General features: G+C 55.4%; 18 protein-coding genes and 1 riboswitch. Of the genes, 9 read left to right on the forward strand and 9 right to left on the reverse strand.

The window, feature by feature from the left end:
• Positions 1–328 precede the first annotated feature (328 nt).
• From PQR63_RS20315 to PQR63_RS20335, 5 genes are all read left to right on the forward strand, one after another.
• Positions 329–1,396, forward strand: a complete 1,068-nt coding sequence (locus PQR63_RS20315; protein WP_408169761.1) for a type II asparaginase — start codon at positions 329–331, stop codon at positions 1,394–1,396.
• Positions 1,397–1,665: 269 nt separating this feature from the next.
• A complete protein-coding gene (locus tag PQR63_RS20320; protein ID WP_408169762.1) occupies positions 1,666–2,097 on the forward strand; it encodes a PAAR domain-containing protein in 432 nt (143 codons plus the stop codon).
• Positions 2,094–2,582 (forward strand): PAAR domain-containing protein, encoded by a 489-nt coding sequence (locus PQR63_RS20325; protein WP_408169763.1) that lies wholly within the window; start codon positions 2,094–2,096, stop codon positions 2,580–2,582. Before PQR63_RS20320 ends, PQR63_RS20325 begins: the two co-directional genes overlap by 4 nt.
• Positions 2,583–2,670: 88 nt before the next feature.
• Positions 2,671–3,606, forward strand: coding sequence for a glycoside hydrolase family 19 protein (locus PQR63_RS20330; RefSeq protein WP_408169764.1), 936 nt, complete (start codon positions 2,671–2,673; stop codon positions 3,604–3,606).
• A gap of 22 nt (positions 3,607–3,628) precedes the next feature.
• A complete protein-coding gene (locus PQR63_RS20335; RefSeq protein WP_408169765.1) occupies positions 3,629–4,150 on the forward strand; it encodes a hypothetical protein in 522 nt (173 codons plus the stop codon).
• Positions 4,151–4,438: 288 nt separating this feature from the next.
• Here the strand turns inward: PQR63_RS20335 and PQR63_RS20340 are convergent, their stop codons facing one another.
• A complete protein-coding gene (locus PQR63_RS20340; protein WP_050476549.1) occupies positions 4,439–5,014 on the reverse strand; it encodes a TMEM165/GDT1 family protein in 576 nt (191 codons plus the stop codon).
• A gap of 2 nt (positions 5,015–5,016) precedes the next feature.
• A riboswitch (yybP-ykoY riboswitch) is annotated at positions 5,017–5,197 on the reverse strand.
• 307 nt (positions 5,198–5,504) lie between these two features.
• On the opposite strand from PQR63_RS20340, the gene PQR63_RS20345 reads away from it, so the two are divergent.
• From PQR63_RS20345 to PQR63_RS20355, 3 genes are all read left to right on the forward strand, one after another.
• A complete protein-coding gene (locus tag PQR63_RS20345) occupies positions 5,505–7,130 on the forward strand; it encodes an OpgD/OpgG family glucan biosynthesis protein (RefSeq protein ID WP_408169766.1) in 1,626 nt (541 codons plus the stop codon).
• A 239-nt stretch (positions 7,131–7,369) separates the two neighbouring features.
• Complete coding sequence (locus PQR63_RS20350) at positions 7,370–9,712, forward strand: bifunctional diguanylate cyclase/phosphodiesterase (RefSeq protein WP_408169767.1); 2,343 nt, start codon at positions 7,370–7,372, stop codon at positions 9,710–9,712.
• A gap of 71 nt (positions 9,713–9,783) precedes the next feature.
• Entirely contained in the window at positions 9,784–10,644 is an 861-nt protein-coding gene (locus PQR63_RS20355) for a phosphate/phosphite/phosphonate ABC transporter substrate-binding protein (protein WP_408169768.1), read from the forward strand.
• A 5-nt stretch (positions 10,645–10,649) separates the two neighbouring features.
• Here PQR63_RS20355 and PQR63_RS20360 read toward each other — a convergent pair whose 3' ends face one another.
• Genes PQR63_RS20360 through PQR63_RS20395 form a run of 8 tightly spaced genes read right to left on the reverse strand, consistent with a single transcriptional unit; the run spans position 10,650 to position 17,612 of the window.
• Positions 10,650–11,090 (reverse strand): nuclear transport factor 2 family protein, encoded by a 441-nt coding sequence (locus PQR63_RS20360; protein WP_408169769.1) that lies wholly within the window; start codon positions 11,088–11,090, stop codon positions 10,650–10,652.
• On the reverse strand, positions 11,087–11,869 hold the full coding sequence (locus PQR63_RS20365; RefSeq protein WP_408169770.1) for an SDR family NAD(P)-dependent oxidoreductase: 783 nt from the start codon (positions 11,867–11,869) through the stop codon (positions 11,087–11,089). The genes PQR63_RS20360 and PQR63_RS20365 overlap by 4 nt, the downstream gene beginning before the upstream one ends.
• Positions 11,870–11,897: 28 nt before the next feature.
• On the reverse strand, positions 11,898–12,422 hold the full coding sequence (locus PQR63_RS20370) for a DUF3833 domain-containing protein (RefSeq protein WP_408169771.1): 525 nt from the start codon (positions 12,420–12,422) through the stop codon (positions 11,898–11,900).
• Entirely contained in the window at positions 12,419–13,732 is a 1,314-nt protein-coding gene (locus tag PQR63_RS20375) for an MFS transporter (protein WP_408169772.1), read from the reverse strand. Before PQR63_RS20375 ends, PQR63_RS20370 begins: the two co-directional genes overlap by 4 nt.
• Positions 13,729–14,310, reverse strand: a complete 582-nt coding sequence (locus PQR63_RS20380) for a chalcone isomerase family protein (protein WP_408169773.1) — start codon at positions 14,308–14,310, stop codon at positions 13,729–13,731. Before PQR63_RS20380 ends, PQR63_RS20375 begins: the two co-directional genes overlap by 4 nt.
• Positions 14,279–15,499 (reverse strand): class I SAM-dependent methyltransferase, encoded by a 1,221-nt coding sequence (locus tag PQR63_RS20385; RefSeq protein ID WP_408169839.1) that lies wholly within the window; start codon positions 15,497–15,499, stop codon positions 14,279–14,281. Before PQR63_RS20385 ends, PQR63_RS20380 begins: the two co-directional genes overlap by 32 nt.
• Before the next feature lie 11 nt (positions 15,500–15,510).
• Positions 15,511–16,332, reverse strand: a complete 822-nt coding sequence (locus PQR63_RS20390) for a DUF1365 domain-containing protein (protein ID WP_408169774.1) — start codon at positions 16,330–16,332, stop codon at positions 15,511–15,513.
• Positions 16,329–17,612, reverse strand: a complete 1,284-nt coding sequence (locus PQR63_RS20395) for an NAD(P)/FAD-dependent oxidoreductase (RefSeq protein WP_408169775.1) — start codon at positions 17,610–17,612, stop codon at positions 16,329–16,331. The genes PQR63_RS20390 and PQR63_RS20395 overlap by 4 nt, the downstream gene beginning before the upstream one ends.
• 206 nt (positions 17,613–17,818) lie before the next feature.
• On the opposite strand from PQR63_RS20395, the gene PQR63_RS20400 reads away from it, so the two are divergent.
• Positions 17,819–18,433 carry a TetR/AcrR family transcriptional regulator gene (locus PQR63_RS20400; protein ID WP_408169776.1) on the forward strand — a complete coding sequence of 205 codons (615 nt, stop codon included), beginning with the start codon at positions 17,819–17,821 and terminating at the stop codon, positions 18,431–18,433.
• Positions 18,434–18,533: the final 100 nt, after the last annotated feature.

Here is an 18,533-nt window from a genome sequence, read left to right on the forward strand (position 1 = left end):
TCTGTATTCGCCATTCTTTTGAGTATGTAATTTGCGTCACCCTGACGCCGTTTCCATATTGCTCCGCACGAGCAATTTGAGTGCAAATCCCTCGCTTTCGTGCCCTTAAAAAGCGCTGCGCATGCACTCCTTGCGGGCAAATATGACAAGCGATTATTTGCGCGAAAAAATAGTTCCCGATTTTATTCAAGAGATCTTCTAAGAAGCGTTAATGAGTGCTATCGTGGCTGCTCTCCGCGCCTCACGAGGGCTGCTTCCGACGAGTTCTGCTCGCGTCGGTACAAACGGGGAAGAGACTAAAAAACATACTTTCACCAAGAGGAACGACATGTATTCGAAAAAGATCTTCGGCCAGTTTTTGATCCTGGCCTGTGCTGCTCTGGTATCCGTCGCACACGCACAAAAACTCCCTAACGTGATGATCCTGGCAACCGGCGGCACTATCGCAGGCACCGGCGCCACCAGCACGACAACCGTCGGCTACACCGCAGCAAAAATTGGCGTTGAAGCACTGATCGATGCCGTGCCTGAACTGAAGAAAGTCGCGAACGTCAAGGGCGAGCAAGTGTTCCAGATCGCCAGCGAAAACATGAACAACGATTACTGGCTGAAGCTGTCCAAACGCGTGAATACACTGCTGGCGCAAAGCGATGTTGACGGTATCGTGATCACCCACGGCACCGACACGATCGAAGAAACAGCTTACTTCCTCGACCTGACCGTGCACAGCAAGAAGCCGGTGGTGATCGTCGGCGCAATGCGCCCATCGACAGCGATCAGCGCCGACGGCCCGATCAACCTGTACAACGCCGTGTTGCTGGCAGGCAGCCAGGAAGCCATCGGCAAGGGCGTGCTGGTGACACTGAACGACCAGATCAATGCTGCTCGCGAAGTGACCAAGACAAACACATCCACACTGGATACTTTCAAGACACCTGAACTGGGTTTCCTGGGCTACATCCAAGGCAGCAAGCCATTCTTCTATCGTCAGTCGACACGCAAACACACTGTTGATTCGGAATTCGACATCTCGAAACTGGACGTCCTGCCGCAAGTCGACATCGTCTACGGCTATGCCAACATGAACCCGATCGCGCTGAACGCCTTCGTCGCCGCTGGCGCCAAGGGCATCATCCACGCTGGTGTGGGTGACGGCAGCCTGAACAACATGGTTGCGCCATCGCTGACTGAAGCACGTAAGAAAGGCGTTGTGATCGTTCGTGCCAGCCGCGTCGGCCAAGGCATCGTGGCGCGTAACGGCGAAGCGGATGACGACAAGCTGGACTTCGTTGTCTCGGATACGCTGAACGCGCAAAAAGCACGCATCCTGCTGATGCTGGCACTGACCAAGACATCCGATACCAAAGAAATCCAAAAGATTTTCTACTCGTATTGATCGCTGGCTCCGCCTGTCCTCCGTTTTACCGCTCCCCTCACCCTGGCCTGTGGCGCAGCCCACAGGAAATAGGGGCTTGCCGATAATGCTGTTCAGTTAAGCTCAATCAGCTTCGATTTTTGAAGCGAAAGAGTCGTAAAAATAAGGGGCGCCGCTGCGAATAACTTCGCAGCGGCGCTTTTTTGTTTTAACCGGACAGCATTGGGGGTTGCCGGAAACTTTTATATGACTAACATGCCAATTTGATAACTCAAGACTGAGGGGCATGCATGCTGTACGACGGAATCGAAGTAACTGATCTAAACGCGATTTGGTGGATAGAAGAAAATCAGCGAATAAAAGCGTTACCCATCATTAGTAAGCATGATTTCATCACTTTAGGTTCAAAAACCAAGAATGGCGGCGTAGTTCACACAGCCACCTCAGGCCGAACCATTAATGGTATTTCAGTGGCGTTAGTTGGCGATGAGGTGCGCTATCCGAATGGGGAAATTGCCTATATCACCTCAGGCGCGGGCGCTGCGTCGATATATGACGGAAAGTCCCTTGCCGTTGAGGGTAGCCATGTCAGCAATGGCGACGTAATCGAAACCAGTGACCAGAAAGGTCACGGTATCGTTATTCGAGCAGGCATGCCACCCATCCCCGGTTTTCTCGAAGAGGGATACGTACCGCCTCCTTTGGAAGCCTCGCTGGCATGAGGCGCTTCTACATTTTCGAAGGTGACAAGACCTCATCTGGCGGGACACCGATAGCGTCGCAAGACCACTCTACCTGGCATGGTCGCAAGTACATCATGCTGAACGATAAGGTCTACTGCCCAGCGTGTAAGAAGACCGGCACTGTCGTTGGACAAGGCGCGCGTCTGAATGACAACTGGATGGGAAAGCGTCCCGCCCTCAATGACGATATATGTGTCTGTGGTTGCAGGCCGGCGCCAAAACTGATCGCTTATCAGGATAACGATTGGCAAATGATGACTGTGGAAGAAATGGCTGCCCAAGGCTTCGGCACAGTTCAAGACGCTGCAACGCCAGCAGCGGAGATGCGCGAACACAGTGTGCAATTCATTCTTAGGTCAAAAAAAGGGCGTCCGCTGACAAATTATCCCTATGTCATGGAGTCTGCCGACGGTCACCGCCTTGAGGGTTTCACAGACAAGGATGGAAAAACTGAGCGTGCCTAGACGCCGCAAGCGGTCAAATTTACCGTGAAGAAAAATCTAAAAATAGCGAACAACGATACACAAACACCTGAAAGAGCAGAGCGGGACCATGATGAATTCGACGAATAAACCGCTAGGCACAACCACGGCAGACAAAGATCATACAAAAGTTGAGGAAGTAGTAATCGTTTGTGCATGTAATCGAGATATCACACTGGATGAATTACGCGAAGCGTATCCAGAGAGAAAGAAAGAAATTCTGGAAAAATTTCTTCCTGATTTGAATGCGACATTTTCGAATTATGAAATTACTAGCTGTTTGAAGAAGGCACATTTTCTGGCACAGGTAGGACACGAATCTTCAGAATTTTTGTTCACGGCGGAAATACTGAAGAAAGGTGTTGATGAAAAGGACGTATACGATGGCTATAAAGGCCGAGGTTTAGTCCAATTGACGTGGAAAAAAAACTATACCGCCTACGGGGCTGCTGTTAAAACTGATTTTCTCGATGCAAACAAGGTAAAGCTTGAGGAAGTGAAGTGGGCAACAGACTCCGCGGGTTGGTATTGGAGACACGCAGGAAGTGCTCATGATATCGATTTAAATCCTTTTGGTGACCAGAACGATATTGTTTATATATCGGCTGCGATCAATGGTGGATTTAACGGATACGAAGGTAAATCAACTTCTAGGCTTAAGTTGTTGAAAAACGCTGTCGCTGCGCTGCATGTTAAAGCTTGCCCACAACTTGACGCGTTGTTTACGGCATTCCCTGAGGCTGAGAAATTCGACTATGGTTCTTATCCCTTGGAAAAGAGTAATGCGTATTACGTGCATGACATGTCATTTGCTTGGGGATATTGGCACGACCCGAAGTCGACGATGGAAGGTGTAAAGAAGGACTCGACACAGGCAAAGATTGGCTACAGTCGATACTTGGAGTTGCTCGAAATACACCCATCAAAGTCGAAATTGGGAAGATTTGGCATAACACGAATCAATATGAAGAAGCACGCGGAGAAGCGTGTAAGCGAATTACGATAAAATTTTTATTAAAGGCAGGTGTATGAAATTCTTTGTTTTATTTCTCCTATGTTTCGCGTCAAATTTTGCTATTTCTGCCGGCCTAAAGATAAATGAAAATATTGCCGATGAAGTGATTCACAAAATAGATGCGGAAAAAATCACGAACAATATTTACACGCCTAACGCTTATCACTTCATAAAGAAAGACCAAAGCACCCCGACATGCTCACTTGTTGACAGAAAAAACCAAAGTAACCTATTGGAAATAATGTCGCCGGAGGAAATGGAATACCCCAACTGCAATAAAATCTGGAAGCCGATTATCGCCAAAATTGGTAATGATTATTATGCTACGTACAGATATGACGTTGAAGATCCTAAGAAAGTTTTCACTTCGTCCTATCAATTGGTGAAAATTACAAAAGACGGATTTTATAAGTGCAAGCAAGACGACTCAATCAACGAACTTCTTCAACAGAAAAAAGCAAAGACTGCTGCTGCAATTAGGGCCGTAGTAAAGATGATCGGATGTACTCCGGTTGCTAATGATCGTGGCGGTTGACGAAATTAGTGTTCCGGCACACATCGCAAAAAATGAAATCTATTTCTTAATTCTTGATGTGCAGTGAAAAAAACGCCCGTACGCGGTAATGTGCCGTTCAGTTAAGCAAAAAAAATGCCGCTCCGAAGTCATTCGAAGCGGCATTTTTCTTGATTTTGCAGCTACATCAATACCAAAAATCGGGCTTGATTGCTCTTAACTGAACGGCATTAGTACGCGGGCCGTTTTTTATTGCGAAGCGATGAGCAAGTTCAAGGTTCCTGGTGCCTTGAAACGCTGCCGCCAGACTCAGATACCGAGCGACTTGCCCGCTCCCAGCAACGTCGCTACGCCAATGATCGCGAAGATCAGTGCGGCGATAGCATGCACGATGCGCACCGGGATCTTACCGGCGATACGGTCACCCAGCAACACGGCAGGAACGTTGGCGATCATCATGCCCAGCGTCGTTCCGGCAACCACCGGCACAAAAGCGTGATACTGCGCCGCCAGCGCGACCGTCGCCACCTGCGTCTTGTCGCCCATCTCCGCGAGGAAGAAGGCGATCACGGTGGTGCCAAATACGCCGAAACGCGCGAACTTGGCTTCGCTCTCATCAAACTTATCGGGAATAAGCGTCCAGATCGCCATGCCGATGAAGGACACGCCAAGAATCCAGCGCATGGTTTCAGGCGAAACCAGTGAAGTGATCCATGCGCCCAGCGCGCCGGCAAAAGCGTGATTGGCAATGGTCGACACCAGAACGCCCAGAATAATGGGAATCGGTTTACGGAATTTTGCAGCGAGGATAAAGGCCAGCAGTTGCGTCTTGTCGCCGATTTCAGCTAAGGCGACTACGCCGGTAGAAATGAGAAATGCATCCAATTGGGTTCTCCATGGCCGGACAGAAAACAATGACCACGCCTCTCCCCGGCCATTCCGGAGGGCAACGTGGTCAAAGGTCTTGTCAAGCGCTTAGGACCGCTTATGCCATGATCGTGTGGATCAAGTATGTTGACATAAGCCCCTCCTCAGGGTGGAAGGCGACTACTCCCCAATGACCCGCGCATTTTACTCAATTAGTTTTTAGGCGTCCATAGAAAATACACAAGGAGACAGGAACCAAGCGCGGTAACGAGACTCTTTACTAACTAGCTAGTAGACGCACGGCAAGCTTTACGACTCCGGCGCCAGGTACTTGCGCCGGCAAGCCTCTGTCATGCTAGGATTTCCGCCTTTGCAGCCGCGCCTTCATTCATCGATGACAAGAATGGAGCCAATGATGCAGGTGACACCAACCTCGACCTGAATCCGGCCGCACTCCCGACCAACCGTTGCTGTTTTTGCACAGCATTAATCATTCGACATCTCGCCTATGATCAATCGACGCACCTTCCTGAGCTCTGCCACCGCGACCGCCGCTCTCGCCGCCCTCGGCATTCCTCCCGAAGCGCTCGCCGCCAACCGCATCAAACTCGGCAATCCCGCGCCCTTCTCGTTCGACACCCTGATTGCACAAGTGCGCACTGCCGCGCAGTCGCCTTATAAAGCCCAGAACAAGCCGCCTGCCGATATCCTCGACAAAATCGACTATGAGGCGCACGGCAAGATCAAATTCAATACCGATTCATCCTTGTTTGCCGATGGCCCGGGACAATTCCCCGTAACCTTCTTCCATCTCGGCCGCTTCTTCCAGGCGCCGGTGCACATGTACACGCTCGAAGGTGCCGGCAGCAACGCCAAAGCGCGCGAGATCCTGTATGACGAAAGCTACTTCGACATGCCTGCCGACAGCCCGGCACGCAAGCTGCCGCGCGGCAGCGGTTTCGCCGGCTTCCGCTTCCAGGAAAGCCGTACCGGCGATCAGGCCAAGCTCGACTGGCGCAAGAACGACTGGGTCGCCTTCCTCGGCGCCTCCTATTTCCGCGCCATCGGGGATTTATATCAATACGGCTTGTCGGCACGCGGCATCGCCATCGACGTTGCCCAGGCCGGCAAGTCGGAAGAATTCCCGAACTTCACCCACTTCTACTTCGAAGCACCTGTCGATAAAAGCGACACCGTCGTGGTGTATGCCGTGCTGGACGGCCCGAGCATCGTCGGCGCCTACAAGTTCATCATGCGGCGCGGTGCGGGCGGCGTGCCCGGAGTGATCATGGATGTCGACTGCGCGCTGTTCCTGCGCAAGGACGTAGGCCGCCTCGGCATTGCGCCGGCGACCTCGATGCTGTGGTTCTCTGAAGCGGTCAAAGGCACCGGCGCCGACTGGCGTCCGGAAGTCCACGACTCCGACGGCCTGGCAATCTGGAACGGCAACGGCGAACACATCTGGCGTCCGCTCAACAACCCGGCCCGCATCACCGCCTCGGCTTTCGGCGACAACAATCCACGCGGCTTCGGCCTGTTGCAGCGTGACCGCAACTTCGACCATTATCAGGATGGCGTGCATTACGAGCGCCGCCCAAGTCTCTGGGTCGAGCCATTGGAAGGCTGGGGCGAAGGATCGGTGCAACTGATCGAAATCCCAACCGACGATGAAATCCACGACAACATCGTCGCTATGTGGGTCCCCAAAGCCAAGGCCGCCGCAGGCAGCAGCTATCGCCTGCGTTATCGCTTGCATTGGCTCAAGGATGAGCCTTATCCGTCACCGCTGGCGCGCTGCGTCGCCACGCGTCTTGGCAACGGCGGCCAACCTGGTCAGCCACGTCCGCCCAATGTGCGCAAGTTCATGGTCGAGTTCAAAGGTGCTCCGCTGGAAAAACTGGCCTTCGGCGAGTTACCGGAAGCCGTGCTGTCGAGTTCGCGCGGAACTTTCTCGTATGTATTCACCGAAGCAGTGCCGAACGGCGTTGCGGGCCACTGGCGAGCCCAGTTCGATCTCACCGTCGACGGCGACGATCCGGTTGACCTGCGCCTCTATCTGCGCCACAAGAACCAGACGCTGTCGGAAACCTGGCTTTACCAATACCAACCATTCAAGACTCGCAACGTCTACTGATAGAGCAACGCGCTTCGCTACGTCCCGATAAGCTGGCGCTGGCTCTCTGCCCTCTCTGCTCCCTCTCCATTGCGCCGGCCATCGTGCCGGCGCAATGCCTTGTCCCCGATGCAACACAGCCGCGACAAATGCGGCCTTGTCATCAATTCGACACATTTTCCGCTTACTCTTCAAAAAAGCTTTGCGAACAGCGCAGAGATATCCCGAATTGAGGCACAACGTTGCAGTTACGATTATCGATGCGGCCGACCTGGCTGAATACGGCATTTCAAAATGGCCGGGGCCTGTCGCTGGCCTACGTGTTGCTGTCGTGCTTCTTGCTGATCGTGATCTGGACCATCACCTTCACACGCATCCACAACGAAAAGGCGCTCGCCGTCGAAAGTTCGGTTGCCGACAGCAAGAACGTCGCCGCCATCATTTCCTCCAATCTGGAAGAAGTGCTCAGCAAGGCCTTGCTGTATTCCCGCATCGGCCAATCGGTACTGGATGGCGACGCCCATGCTTCCAGCTATCTGTCGCCATTATTTTTGGGCGACTCCGCCTATTTGCGCGTCGCCATCTTCGACGCCAACGCCAGACTGGTGTATTCCTCCGCCCGCCAGAAAGACGAACCCGAATTCGCTCAACTCATCAATGCGGCCTACGTGTCGTCACTGATGTATTCACAGCGTCAGGGCGGCATGATCATCAGCCCGCCGCTCAAGAAAGATGGCTACACCTGGCGCGTGCCCTTGCTGATTCCGATTAAAAACAAGAAGGATGAATTGCAAGGTTTCTTCACTGCGATCCTCGATCTCGGCTATTTTTTACGCACCTACAAAGACGTCAGCATCAGCAGCGGCAGCCGGATCGAGATCCTCAACGCCACCGGCTTTCAACTGGCCGAACTGAGCGGCAGCACCTTGTCGGGTGGCAGCAATTTTGCCGGCGAAGAGTATGCGCTTTTCCTCGTCGACAATAAAACCGATGGAGAAATTCATGCCGTGCGTCCTGGCGAACGGGAACAACAGATCGGCGTATCGCGCAAATTGGAGCGCTATCCGCTGGCCGTGATCGTCAGCCGCGATCCGGACTACGTACTCGGCAAATTGACGGAACCCCATCGCGAATACCGCTACCAGGCCGTCATAATCTCCGTCATCGTGCTGTTGTTCTGCTACGCGCTGGTCCACATCGCGCATCGGCGCAAGCGCTTGTATGAAAAGCTGCTCTATTCCGAACGCGAGAAGAGCGGCCTGATCGATCAGCTGGAGATGGAAAAATCACGGGCCTACCAGCTGGCCTCGCACGACTACCTGACCGGCATCCCTAACCGCATGCTGTTTCACGAGATCGCAGCAACCGAGTTGTCGCGTGCGCGCCGTAGCCGCAAACTGTATGCCCTGTTCTTCCTCGACCTCGACAAATTCAAGGTCATCAACGACACGCTCGGCCACGCCGTCGGTGACGCTCTGCTGCAAAACGTCGCCAAACGCCTGCGTAGCGTGCTGCGTGAATACGATCTGGTAGCACGGCTGGGCGGCGACGAATTCGTCGTATTGGTTTCCGAGATTGCCGCTGAAGAACGCATCGCCGAGATCGCCCGCACGCTGCTCACGGCGATCAGCGAGCCGTATCCCGATCTGGAAGGGCATGAAGTCCAGACCACCCCGAGCATCGGCATCGCGCTATATCCACGCGACGGCCAGAGTGTCGATGAGTTGCTGACCAGCGCCGATGCGGCGATGTATACCGCCAAAAAGGCCGGCAGCGGCACTTATCGCTTCTACGATGCGTCGTTGAACGCCTCCGCGGCGCGCGGGCTGGAATTGCTGGCGCGGTTCCGGCAAGCGATCAAGGCGGATGAGTTCCGCCTGCATTACCAGCCCAAGGTGGCGCTGCAGAATTTTGAAATCGTCGGCCTCGAGGCGCTCATCCGCTGGGAACATCCCGAACACGGCCTGATCTTCCCGAATGACTTCATCCCGCTTGCAGAAGATCACGACCTGATCATCCCGCTCGGCCACTGGATCATCAAGGAAGTGTGTCGCCAACTGGCTGAATGGCGCAAACGCGGCATCACCCCGGTGCCGGTCGCGATCAACGTCTCGGTCAAGCAATTGCAAGACGAATTGCTGCTTGAAACCATACTCAGCGCACTCAAGAAATACAAATTGCCTCCCTTCCTGCTGGAAATCGAAGTCACGGAAAGCTGCTTCATCGGTGACATCGACAGCGCCAAGAGCGTACTTGAAAAGCTGCGTGATGAAGGCCTGCGCATTTCGCTCGACGACTACGGCACCGGCTATTCCAGCCTGAGCCATATTAAGACCTTGCCGGTCTATGCGCTCAAGATCGATCGTTCATTCATCCGTGATATCCGCAATGACAACAGCGACGCCATGATCGTTGCTTCCACTGTCTCGCTGGCACGTAACCTGGGACTGAAGGTCATCGCGGAAGGCGTGGAAAGCAAAGAGCAGTTGATGCATCTCAAGGTCATCGGCTGCGATGAAGTACAAGGTTTTTATTTGCAACGCCCCGTCTCGGCGGAACAGATCGAGACGATACTCCAAAAAGGGAAATTCGACCCGCTATGACAGCTCATGGAAAATTGAAAAAAGCCGGATACAAGAAGCGCAGGCTGCTGCGATGGCTGATCACTGTGGCGATGTCGTTCGCAATCGCGTCCACCGCCGTCATCTCCAGCACGACTGCAGCCAAAGCGGCAGAATGTGAGCGCCCTGCGCGACTGCGCATTGCATTTGTCCCTCAAGGCGAATTGCAAGACGATGGCGCTGCAATGAAACCCTTGTTCGACGATCTGGAGCACGTCTTGCGTATGCCCGTGGAGATCATCACCCCGGCCTCTTACGGTGCGGTGACGGAAGGTTTGCTGGCAGGTGCGCTGGACGTCGCCCGTCTTGGCCCTGCGACGTATGTTTCTGCGCACAAGAACGACCCGCAAATTACGCCGTTCGCCACCTTGCTGCGCATGGCAGACGGCTTCAGCGACGGCAACACCGCCGCGTATTACTCCATGCTGATCGTCCTTCAACACGGTCCAATCACCTCAATCTCCGGACTCAAAGGAAAGCGCCTTGCGCTGGCGGATCCCGATAGCACGTCGGGCGCACTGATTCCATTGCACGTATTCTCACGCCAGCTCGGCACGTCGCTGGACAAGTATTTCTCGCGCATTGGCTACTCCGGCAACCATGAACAGTCGGTTGCCGCAGTCTTGAACAAAGAAGTTGACGCGGCCTTTATCGCCAGCGCCAATCTCGGTTCGCTGATCGCCGCAGGCAAGGTCAAACGCTCCGATATCCGCGTGCTGTGGAAATCGGCGCCGATTCCTTTTGATCCCTTCGTCTATCGGGGGCAGCTGTGCGAGGACATCAAGAAGAAGATCCGCGCGGTGTTCTTCAATAAAAAAAGCGCCAACGTGCAAAGCACGCTGAGCGCTATTCATGCCAAGGAATTCGTTCCTGCTGTGGACAAGAACTACAACATCATTCGCGACCTTCCTTAAGCCTCTTAAACCCGTGTCTTGAACAGGCTGCAAAGCCAACGAATCAATCCGCCGACTACCGGGAGCTTCTGCAGAAGCTCTTCGGCAGCATCCCAGTAATCACGATGCAGGACGACCAGTCCGTCGGCGTTGAACTTCAGATGCGTGCTCCCGATAATCACATACGGCTTACCCTTGAGCCCGAACTGAAAAGCCCAGGTAATGAAAGCCTGATCACCGTCGACCACGCGATCCTCGATGACAAAGCGCGGATCATCAGTGGTATCGAACATATGCTCGTAAATGGCCATCATCGCGGGAACACCCTGCACGTCGTTGAAGGGATCCTTGAAGTGCACCTCCGGCGCATAAAATTGGCCGATGTGGCGCACGCTTTGTCGCGTCAGCGTGCAATACCAGTCCATCAGCAAATCGAGTCGTTCTTTGGTCTGTGCAGTTGTTGTCATGTGGGATGGAGAAAGCGTTGAAACAGCGCAAAGCGCCAACGATAAGGCAACATCTGAATCAGCTTCAGGATACGCGTAAAGCGATAGGGAAAGTGGATCTCGAACTTGCCTTCGGCGATGCCTTTCCAGATCTTTTCCGCAGCCGCATCCGGGGTCTGCAAGCCGGGCATGGCGAAGTCGTTCTTGGCAGTAAGCCCGGTTTTGACAAAACCCGGATTGATCAGGTACACGCTGAGTCCTTTGGCATGGAGATCGCTGTAGAGAATCTCCGCCAGATTGATCAATGCCGCCTTGCCGGGGCCATAGACGCTGGCGTTGGGCAAACCCATGTAGCCCGCCACGCTGGCGACCAGCGCAATGCCGCCACTGCCTTCGGCCAGCATGGTGGGCAGCACGCTGGACAAGGCGGAGTACACGCTGACGAGGTTGGTCTTCAAGGTCTGTTCCGCCACGTCGTCGCTGACTTCCCAGCTACGTTCCGGACGGTAGTCGGCTGCGCAGAACAACAGCAGGTCGACGCCGCCAAACGCTGCGCAGATCTCCGCGTGGCGGGTACGCCATGCAGCATGGTCAAGCACATCGAACGGCACGATCAACGCGTTGCTCGCCTCGCCGGCAACCTCCTCCAGTGCGTCGAGCCGGCGTGCCGACAAGGCCACTTTGGCCCCCATCGCCAACGCCTGTTTCGCCAACGCGGCGCCGATGCCGCTGGAGGCGCCGATAAGCCAGATGCGCTTGTCTTTCCAGCTGCCGACGGGGGTATTCATTGGACCGAACATGATGATTCTCCGTGCTCCATTTGCTACGTTAGTCCCGCTTGCGAAAGAACAGCGTCACCTGTCCGACTTCAAATCCGAATTTGCTCATCGCAGTCCGATTGATCATGGTGCGGTCATCCATCTGGTACATCCAATCGTCCATTTTCATTTCATAGGTCTTGCCGTCCACGGGCAACAGCAAGGTATAGCGCCAGTTCAGCGCATTGCCTGCCGCCTCGCCGACTGCGTCTCCTACAACGTCCCCGGCGGTACCGCGCCAGCTGCCATCAGCTTGCCGCACCAGCGTCCATACGCGTTGCTGTGTGGTGCCATCGTCGTAACGAAAACGTTCATCGAGAATCAGTTTGCCGTCGCTATTACTGCCGGTGATTTCCACATGAAAGCGTTTGACCACTTCGCCTCCACGTTTCTGAAACATGCCCCACGCGTCAGTCTTGCCGAGGAAAAATTGCGCTGGATCGAACACCGGCTGATTCGCGGCATAGCGCGATACATCCGGCGAAGAGCATGCGGCCAGCAGAGCAACGAATAAAAGCGCGACAAAGGATTTCATGACGGTGTCTCCAGCAAAGAATGATCCGGGGCGAATGTCTGCATCGACCTCAGCAGCAACAACGCAAGCAATTTGAAAAGGCAAGGCACCGCGGCATATACCCAGCCCAGCGCAGCGATCCCGCCAGTGTCACCCATGCCTGGCTGATAGCCGAGCACCGCCAGCAACGGTAAAGCAAGACCCGAGACCGCCAGCGCCAGCTTGGCCAGCAAGGTCCACACGCCGTAGTAAGCGGCCGGACTTTCGTTCTTGCCGATCACACCGGCAAGCAACACGGGTGGCAGAGCCAGGTCCGCACCGAGCGCCAGGCCGGCGGCGATACAGATGCTTGCGTACAGCCAGACATCACCGGCCTGTAGCAACGCCGCACCGCCGAACGCCACGATCGCCAGCAGCATGCCCAAACGCCACGCCTGCAGCACACCCAGGCGTTTTGCAAGCGCAACCCAGAGCGGCAAGCCGAAGGCAGTCGACAGAAAGTACAACGCCAGAAAAGCGCCGGCGTACTGCGATGACTGCAAGCGGTCGTTAATAAAAAACAAGGCCAGCGTGGCCGGAATCGCCACCGAAACTGCATTGAAGAAATATGGCAGCAGCAAGCGGCGAAAGCTGCGGTTCGATTGCATGCGCGTCAACACCTCACGCCATCCGAGTGCGACATCGCCGGCCCTGTTCCACGGCGGCGCCAGCAACAGCAATGCCGCCAGTGCGATGACCAGGCAGATCGCAAATCCGAGCGCATAAATACTCAGCGATGATTCAAGATTTGATGCGCCCGAACCGCCGCCGGCGAAAATATAGGCGGGAGCCACGCTGGCGATCACCGCTCCAACCAACCCCGCCAACTCACGCAGCGCCGATGCACCAAGCAAGCCCTCGTCACGTTGTGACAAACGCGCACCCCATGCCAGGTAAGCAATGTTAAGCATGCTGTGCGCCGTGTAAGTCACAATCAGCATCGCGCCAAGCCATGCCAGCAAAGCGGTGCCCGAACCACGCACCGCTGTCGGCGGCAACCACAGTCCAAAGAACGCCAGCGCCAGCAATAGCGCCGCAGCCATCAGCCACACCTTCAGACGCAGGCCATGGAGACGATCAATGCAGCGTCCCAGCCACGGATCCTGCAGCGTGTCGACCAGGCGCGAGAGAAACAGCACCCAACCAGTACCTGCCAACGCCAGCCCAAGATGACCGGTGTAATAGGCCGGTGCCTGTATGTAAATCGGCAACGCCGACATCGCCAGCGGCAAACCCAGCAAGCCGTATGCCGCATAGCTCAGGCGCGTGGCGCCACGCGTTGCGCCGCTCATGGCGATGCGCCAAGCAAACGTCGGCGCAGTTGCGCATCCCTGCTGCGCGGATCAAGCCAGATGGCGAAAAATGCCTGTGCAAATTCCACATCACGCACTTCCGCCAGCAATTGTTTGCTGTTGTAGAAGCGGCAGCCGATGCCGGGCAGATAGACACCGGTGAGCTGGTCGCCTTCTTCGACATCGGTGAAAGCGGCATTCATCTCGGCTTCCCAGCGCTGCAATTGCTGCTCGCTGTAACGCTCACCAAACAAACGGCGTATTTCATCGATGCTGCTGCGTACAATGCGCGCGCGGCCGATACTGCGTTGATAGGTCAACTCCAGCGCAAATGGCTGCGCAGGATCGAAGGTTGCGCCTGTACTCCATAGCGCCGCGTGGTAAACCTTGAACCCGAACAAGCGAAAGTCGGCCTCGCCCCGCAGACGCGCCTGCGGCACATCCGCGCGCCATCCTGCTGCATCGGCGAATTGCGTCAGCGACAGTCCGGCCAGCAGGCAGCAGACTCCAACCGTGACGCGCAGCGCCTGCGCGTACCTTGCCTTCTTAGTCTTTTCGCAGCAGGAACTGGATGACATCAGTACGCTCCTCATCGAAGCCGACTTCACAATAGGCGAAATACAACTGCCACAAACGCATGAAGCGCTCGTCGAATCCTTGCGCGGTGACCGCCTCGCGCTGCTCCTGGAAGGTGCTGTTCCAGCGCCGCAGCGTTTCGGCATAATCGGCACCGAAGCGATATTGATCCAGCGTCACAAGACCGGCCTTGGACGCTTTGTCGCAGAAACGTTCCGGGCTCGGCAACATGCCTCCGGGGAAAATGTATTGGCGGATGAAATCCGAGCTGCTGCGATAGCGCTCAAAATACTGCTCGTCGATCGTGATCGACTGAATCAACGCTTTGCCGCCGCGCTTGAGCCGCGCCGACACGGTATTGAAATACTCCGGCCAGTAGCGTTCGCCGACGGCCTCGAACATTTCGATCGAGACCACCGCGTCATAACTGCCGCCCAGATCACGGTAGTCACACAATTCCAGCGTTGCGAGCTGGTCGAGTCCGCGTCCGGCGATGCGCTGCTGTGCAATCTGCAGCTGCGACGGCGAGATCGTCACGCCGTGTACGTGGATACCTTGCTGCGCCGCGTGTTCTGCAAAACCGCCCCAACCACAACCGATTTCGAGTACGCGATCACCGGCCTTCAGCCCCAGTTGATCTACGATACGTTGGTACTTGCACGCTTGCGCTGCCTCCAGGCTTTGCGTATGGTCACCGTCGAAGATCGCACTTGAGTAAGTCCAGCTATTGTCCAACCACAGACGATAGAAATCATTGCCGATGTCGTAGTGCGCATGGATATTCTTGCGGCTGCCCTCGCGTGTGTTGGAACGCATCCAGTGACGCAGGCGGTACCACAGTCCGACCAGCTTGCCGCCGAACATCACGCGATCCAGCTCTGCCTGATTGCGCAGACACAGGCGCAACAGCGCGGCCAGATCCGGCGTATCGATCCATCCCGCGGCATAGCTTTCAGCAAAACCGATGTCGCCGGCTTGCAGGATGCGCGCGCAGGCACGCCAGTCGTTGATGTGGATTTGTGCACTCGGCGGCTGATGCAGGTCGCCGAAAGTCAGCGTGTTGCCATGCGGCGTCGTCAGTTGCAGATGCCCATGCGCCAGGCAATTGAGCAGACGCAGAAACAGGCGTGTCGCAGGCGGGGCACCGGCTGGGGGCGAGGCCGTAGCGGACGCTCCGGGCGAATGGTTCATCTCGGACTGGTTCACGATGAAATCTCCTTCTTGAAATTGGCGGTCGCGGCCGCGCTATCCGTTGCACGATCAGGTTTGCGAAAGAACGGCACGCGCTTGCGCCAAAGCTTCCAGGCCTGCCAGTGAATTTTTGCGACAATTCCGAAGGTCAGCAGTGGCTGCGTCAGCAAGGCACGCAAAGCCGAGCGCGCAGTCAGCGCCTGCAGACGGCCTCCGACGGTGGTGTGCATCAAAACACCGTCTTTTTCTATTTTTTTATCTCCGGATGCAGGCGCGTCGTAATAGTCGATGCCGACCAACGTCGTCACATTCGTGTCACGAAACCGAAAACGGTAGCTGCCCCGCACCTCACAAAACGGTGAGACATGCATGGCCTTGGCGCAGACAAGGCGGGAGTCGGCAGTGATTTCCTTGTTGCTGTGTTCAGCCAATAAATATCGATGCGTTTCGCCAAAGGTATTGTTGACTTCGGCCATCACCGCCCGCAGCGCACCGCTGCTGTCATGGCAATACCAGAAGCTCACCGGATTGAATACGAAACCGAACAGGCGTGGAAAAGTTTGCAACCAGATCTCGCCATCGTGCGGTAAATCGGCAGCCTTGAGTTGCGCCCGCATCCAGCTATCCAGATCGCTGCCATCACGCGGGCCATAGTCGCGCGTGCGCAGCGACATCAGACGAAATCGGTTTACGCCGAACCAAAGACTTCCGGTTTCCTGCAAGCGTGCCAGATTCAAGCGAAGACAAAACACCGGGTACACGAAGCGATGATGCACGGGACGCAGGCGCTCATGCATCACCTGCCCCCGAATCAGGTAGGCGGGCACATTCACGATGTCACCCTGGCCCACGCAGGGGCCACAGCGAAGTCCGTCGCTACGCGCAAAGCCGACTTCAAACCGTCTTCATGAAATCCATAACCAGTCCATGCACCGGCAAACCAGATACCGCGCTTGCCTTGTACGTCCTTGAGTTTTTGCTGTGCAGAGATTGCCGCCTGGTCGAATACCGGATGCTCGTAATCGAACTCTGCTATCACGCTGCCGGCAGCCGGTGGTGTATCCGGGTTGAGCGTCACCATGACATCCGTACGGCATGGCAGCGCCTGCAGTTGATTGAGCCAGTAGCTCACACATACGGAACGCTCGCCGCTGGCGGAGAGGCCGCCCAGATAGTTCCAGGAAGACCACACCTTGCGTTGGCGCGGCATCAGTTGAAGGTCGGTATGCAAGTAGGCGGTATTGGCCTGATAGCGCGCGGCGCTTAGCAAGCGTCGCTCTTCGAGGGTCGCATCGGCCAGCATGCGCAAGGTTTGCGGGGCGTGAGTGGCGAAGACGACGGCGTCGTATTCCTCTTCAACTTTTTCCGTGCGTAGGCAGATTGTCTTGCCGCGCTTGAAGACTTGTTGAACACCGGTGTTGAGACGAACATCGGGCAAGGTGCAGAGAATCTTCTTCACGTACTCGCGCGCGCCACCTTGCACTGTGCGCCACTTCGGACGATTGCTGATTTGCAAAAGACCGTGGTTGAGGCAGAAGCGTAAAAAAGTACTTGCCGGAAATTGCAGGATATCGGTGGGAGAACTTGACCAGATCGCCGCAGCCATGGGTAACAGATAGGAGTCGCGAAACATGGCGCCATAACCGCCGACAGCCAGCAACTTTCCCAATGTCGTCGGCGTCGCAAGACTAGACTTCAGATTGCTTTGCGCCGCCCGATTGAACCGCAAGATGTCTTTGAGCATGCCTAAAAAGGAAGGCGACATCAATCGTGCGCGCTGCGCGAAGACGGTATCCAGATTGGTACCGGCCCATTCAAAACGTCCCTCGTCGAGTGATACGCCAAACGACATATCCGTCGCGTAGCTGGCAACGCCGAGTTCGTCCAGCAAGGCAATCAGATTGGGATACGTTGCTTCGTTGAACACCAGGAATCCGGTGTCGACCGGAAACGTTTTGCCTTCGAGCGTCACATCGACCGTATTGGTATGCCCCCCTGCGTATGCTCCCGCCTCGAACAAGACGACATCGTGCTCTCGCGCAAGAAAGTAGGCGCTGGCCAGGCCTGAGATACCAGCCCCGATTACCGCGATCTTTTGCCGTTGTTGCGCCATTGTCTGCTATCCCAGGGTGAGCGCTCTGCGCGCGTCTGCGTCTATCGTATCTGCTTTGCGTCCAACATCTGTTGCAACATCGGCCGACGAGATTTATTAGCGGTTTGCTGTCGATTCACTATCGATAACTATTGATTTATCCGCTTCAGTGCTAAGATTACTACCAATCTAAAATAAAATCTACTAGTTAGTATCGAAAGCTACCAATGAGTATCTTTGGCAAATTAAGCTTTAAAGACCAAGCCTTCAAGCTGCGCGAGAACGCGATCCTGGATGCTGCCACCTCCATATTGGGCAGCAAGGGCTATGACTTGATGACGATGGATGATGTTGCGGGCGCGGTCGGCATCTCCAAGCCGAGCCTTTATAAGCACTTCAAATCCAAGGAAGAATTGGTCGGTGAAGCGCTGATCCGCCTGATTGACGGCGCCGTCGACTATCTGGCGCAGATCGATGAGAGCCTGACGCCCGTAGGAAAACTGAAAGCATTGCTGGAATGGGCCTTGCGCGTGCGCCTGGATGGCGGCCTGCCCTTTCTGCCGTCGACCAGCGCACATGTGCGCGAGATGCTGATGCGTAACCTCAAATATGTCACGCGCGTGCTCAAGCTCAACGGCCAGATAGAAAAGCTGGTGCTCGCCGCGCAAAAGAACGGCGAACTGAATGCGACGATGCCAAGCGACGTCATCCTGTTCAGCTACTACGCCCGCACCTGCGACCCGGCAGTGGAATATTTGCAACGGTTCAGCAAGATGAAGAACGACGACATCGTGCGCCACATGCTGCAGGTCTCATTTGATGGCTTTACGCCTCTGGGGTGACCTTGGATAAGGCGATAGACATCGCTCAAGAAATTAGGTGACCTTGCGGCCGAGGACATCGTCGATCTTCCCGACAATTTCTTGCTGGCCGAGTTCGACC

This window comes from Herbaspirillum rhizosphaerae (genome assembly GCF_046025915.1).
GTDB classification, from domain to species: Bacteria; Pseudomonadota; Gammaproteobacteria; order Burkholderiales; family Burkholderiaceae_D; genus Herbaspirillum; species Herbaspirillum rhizosphaerae_A.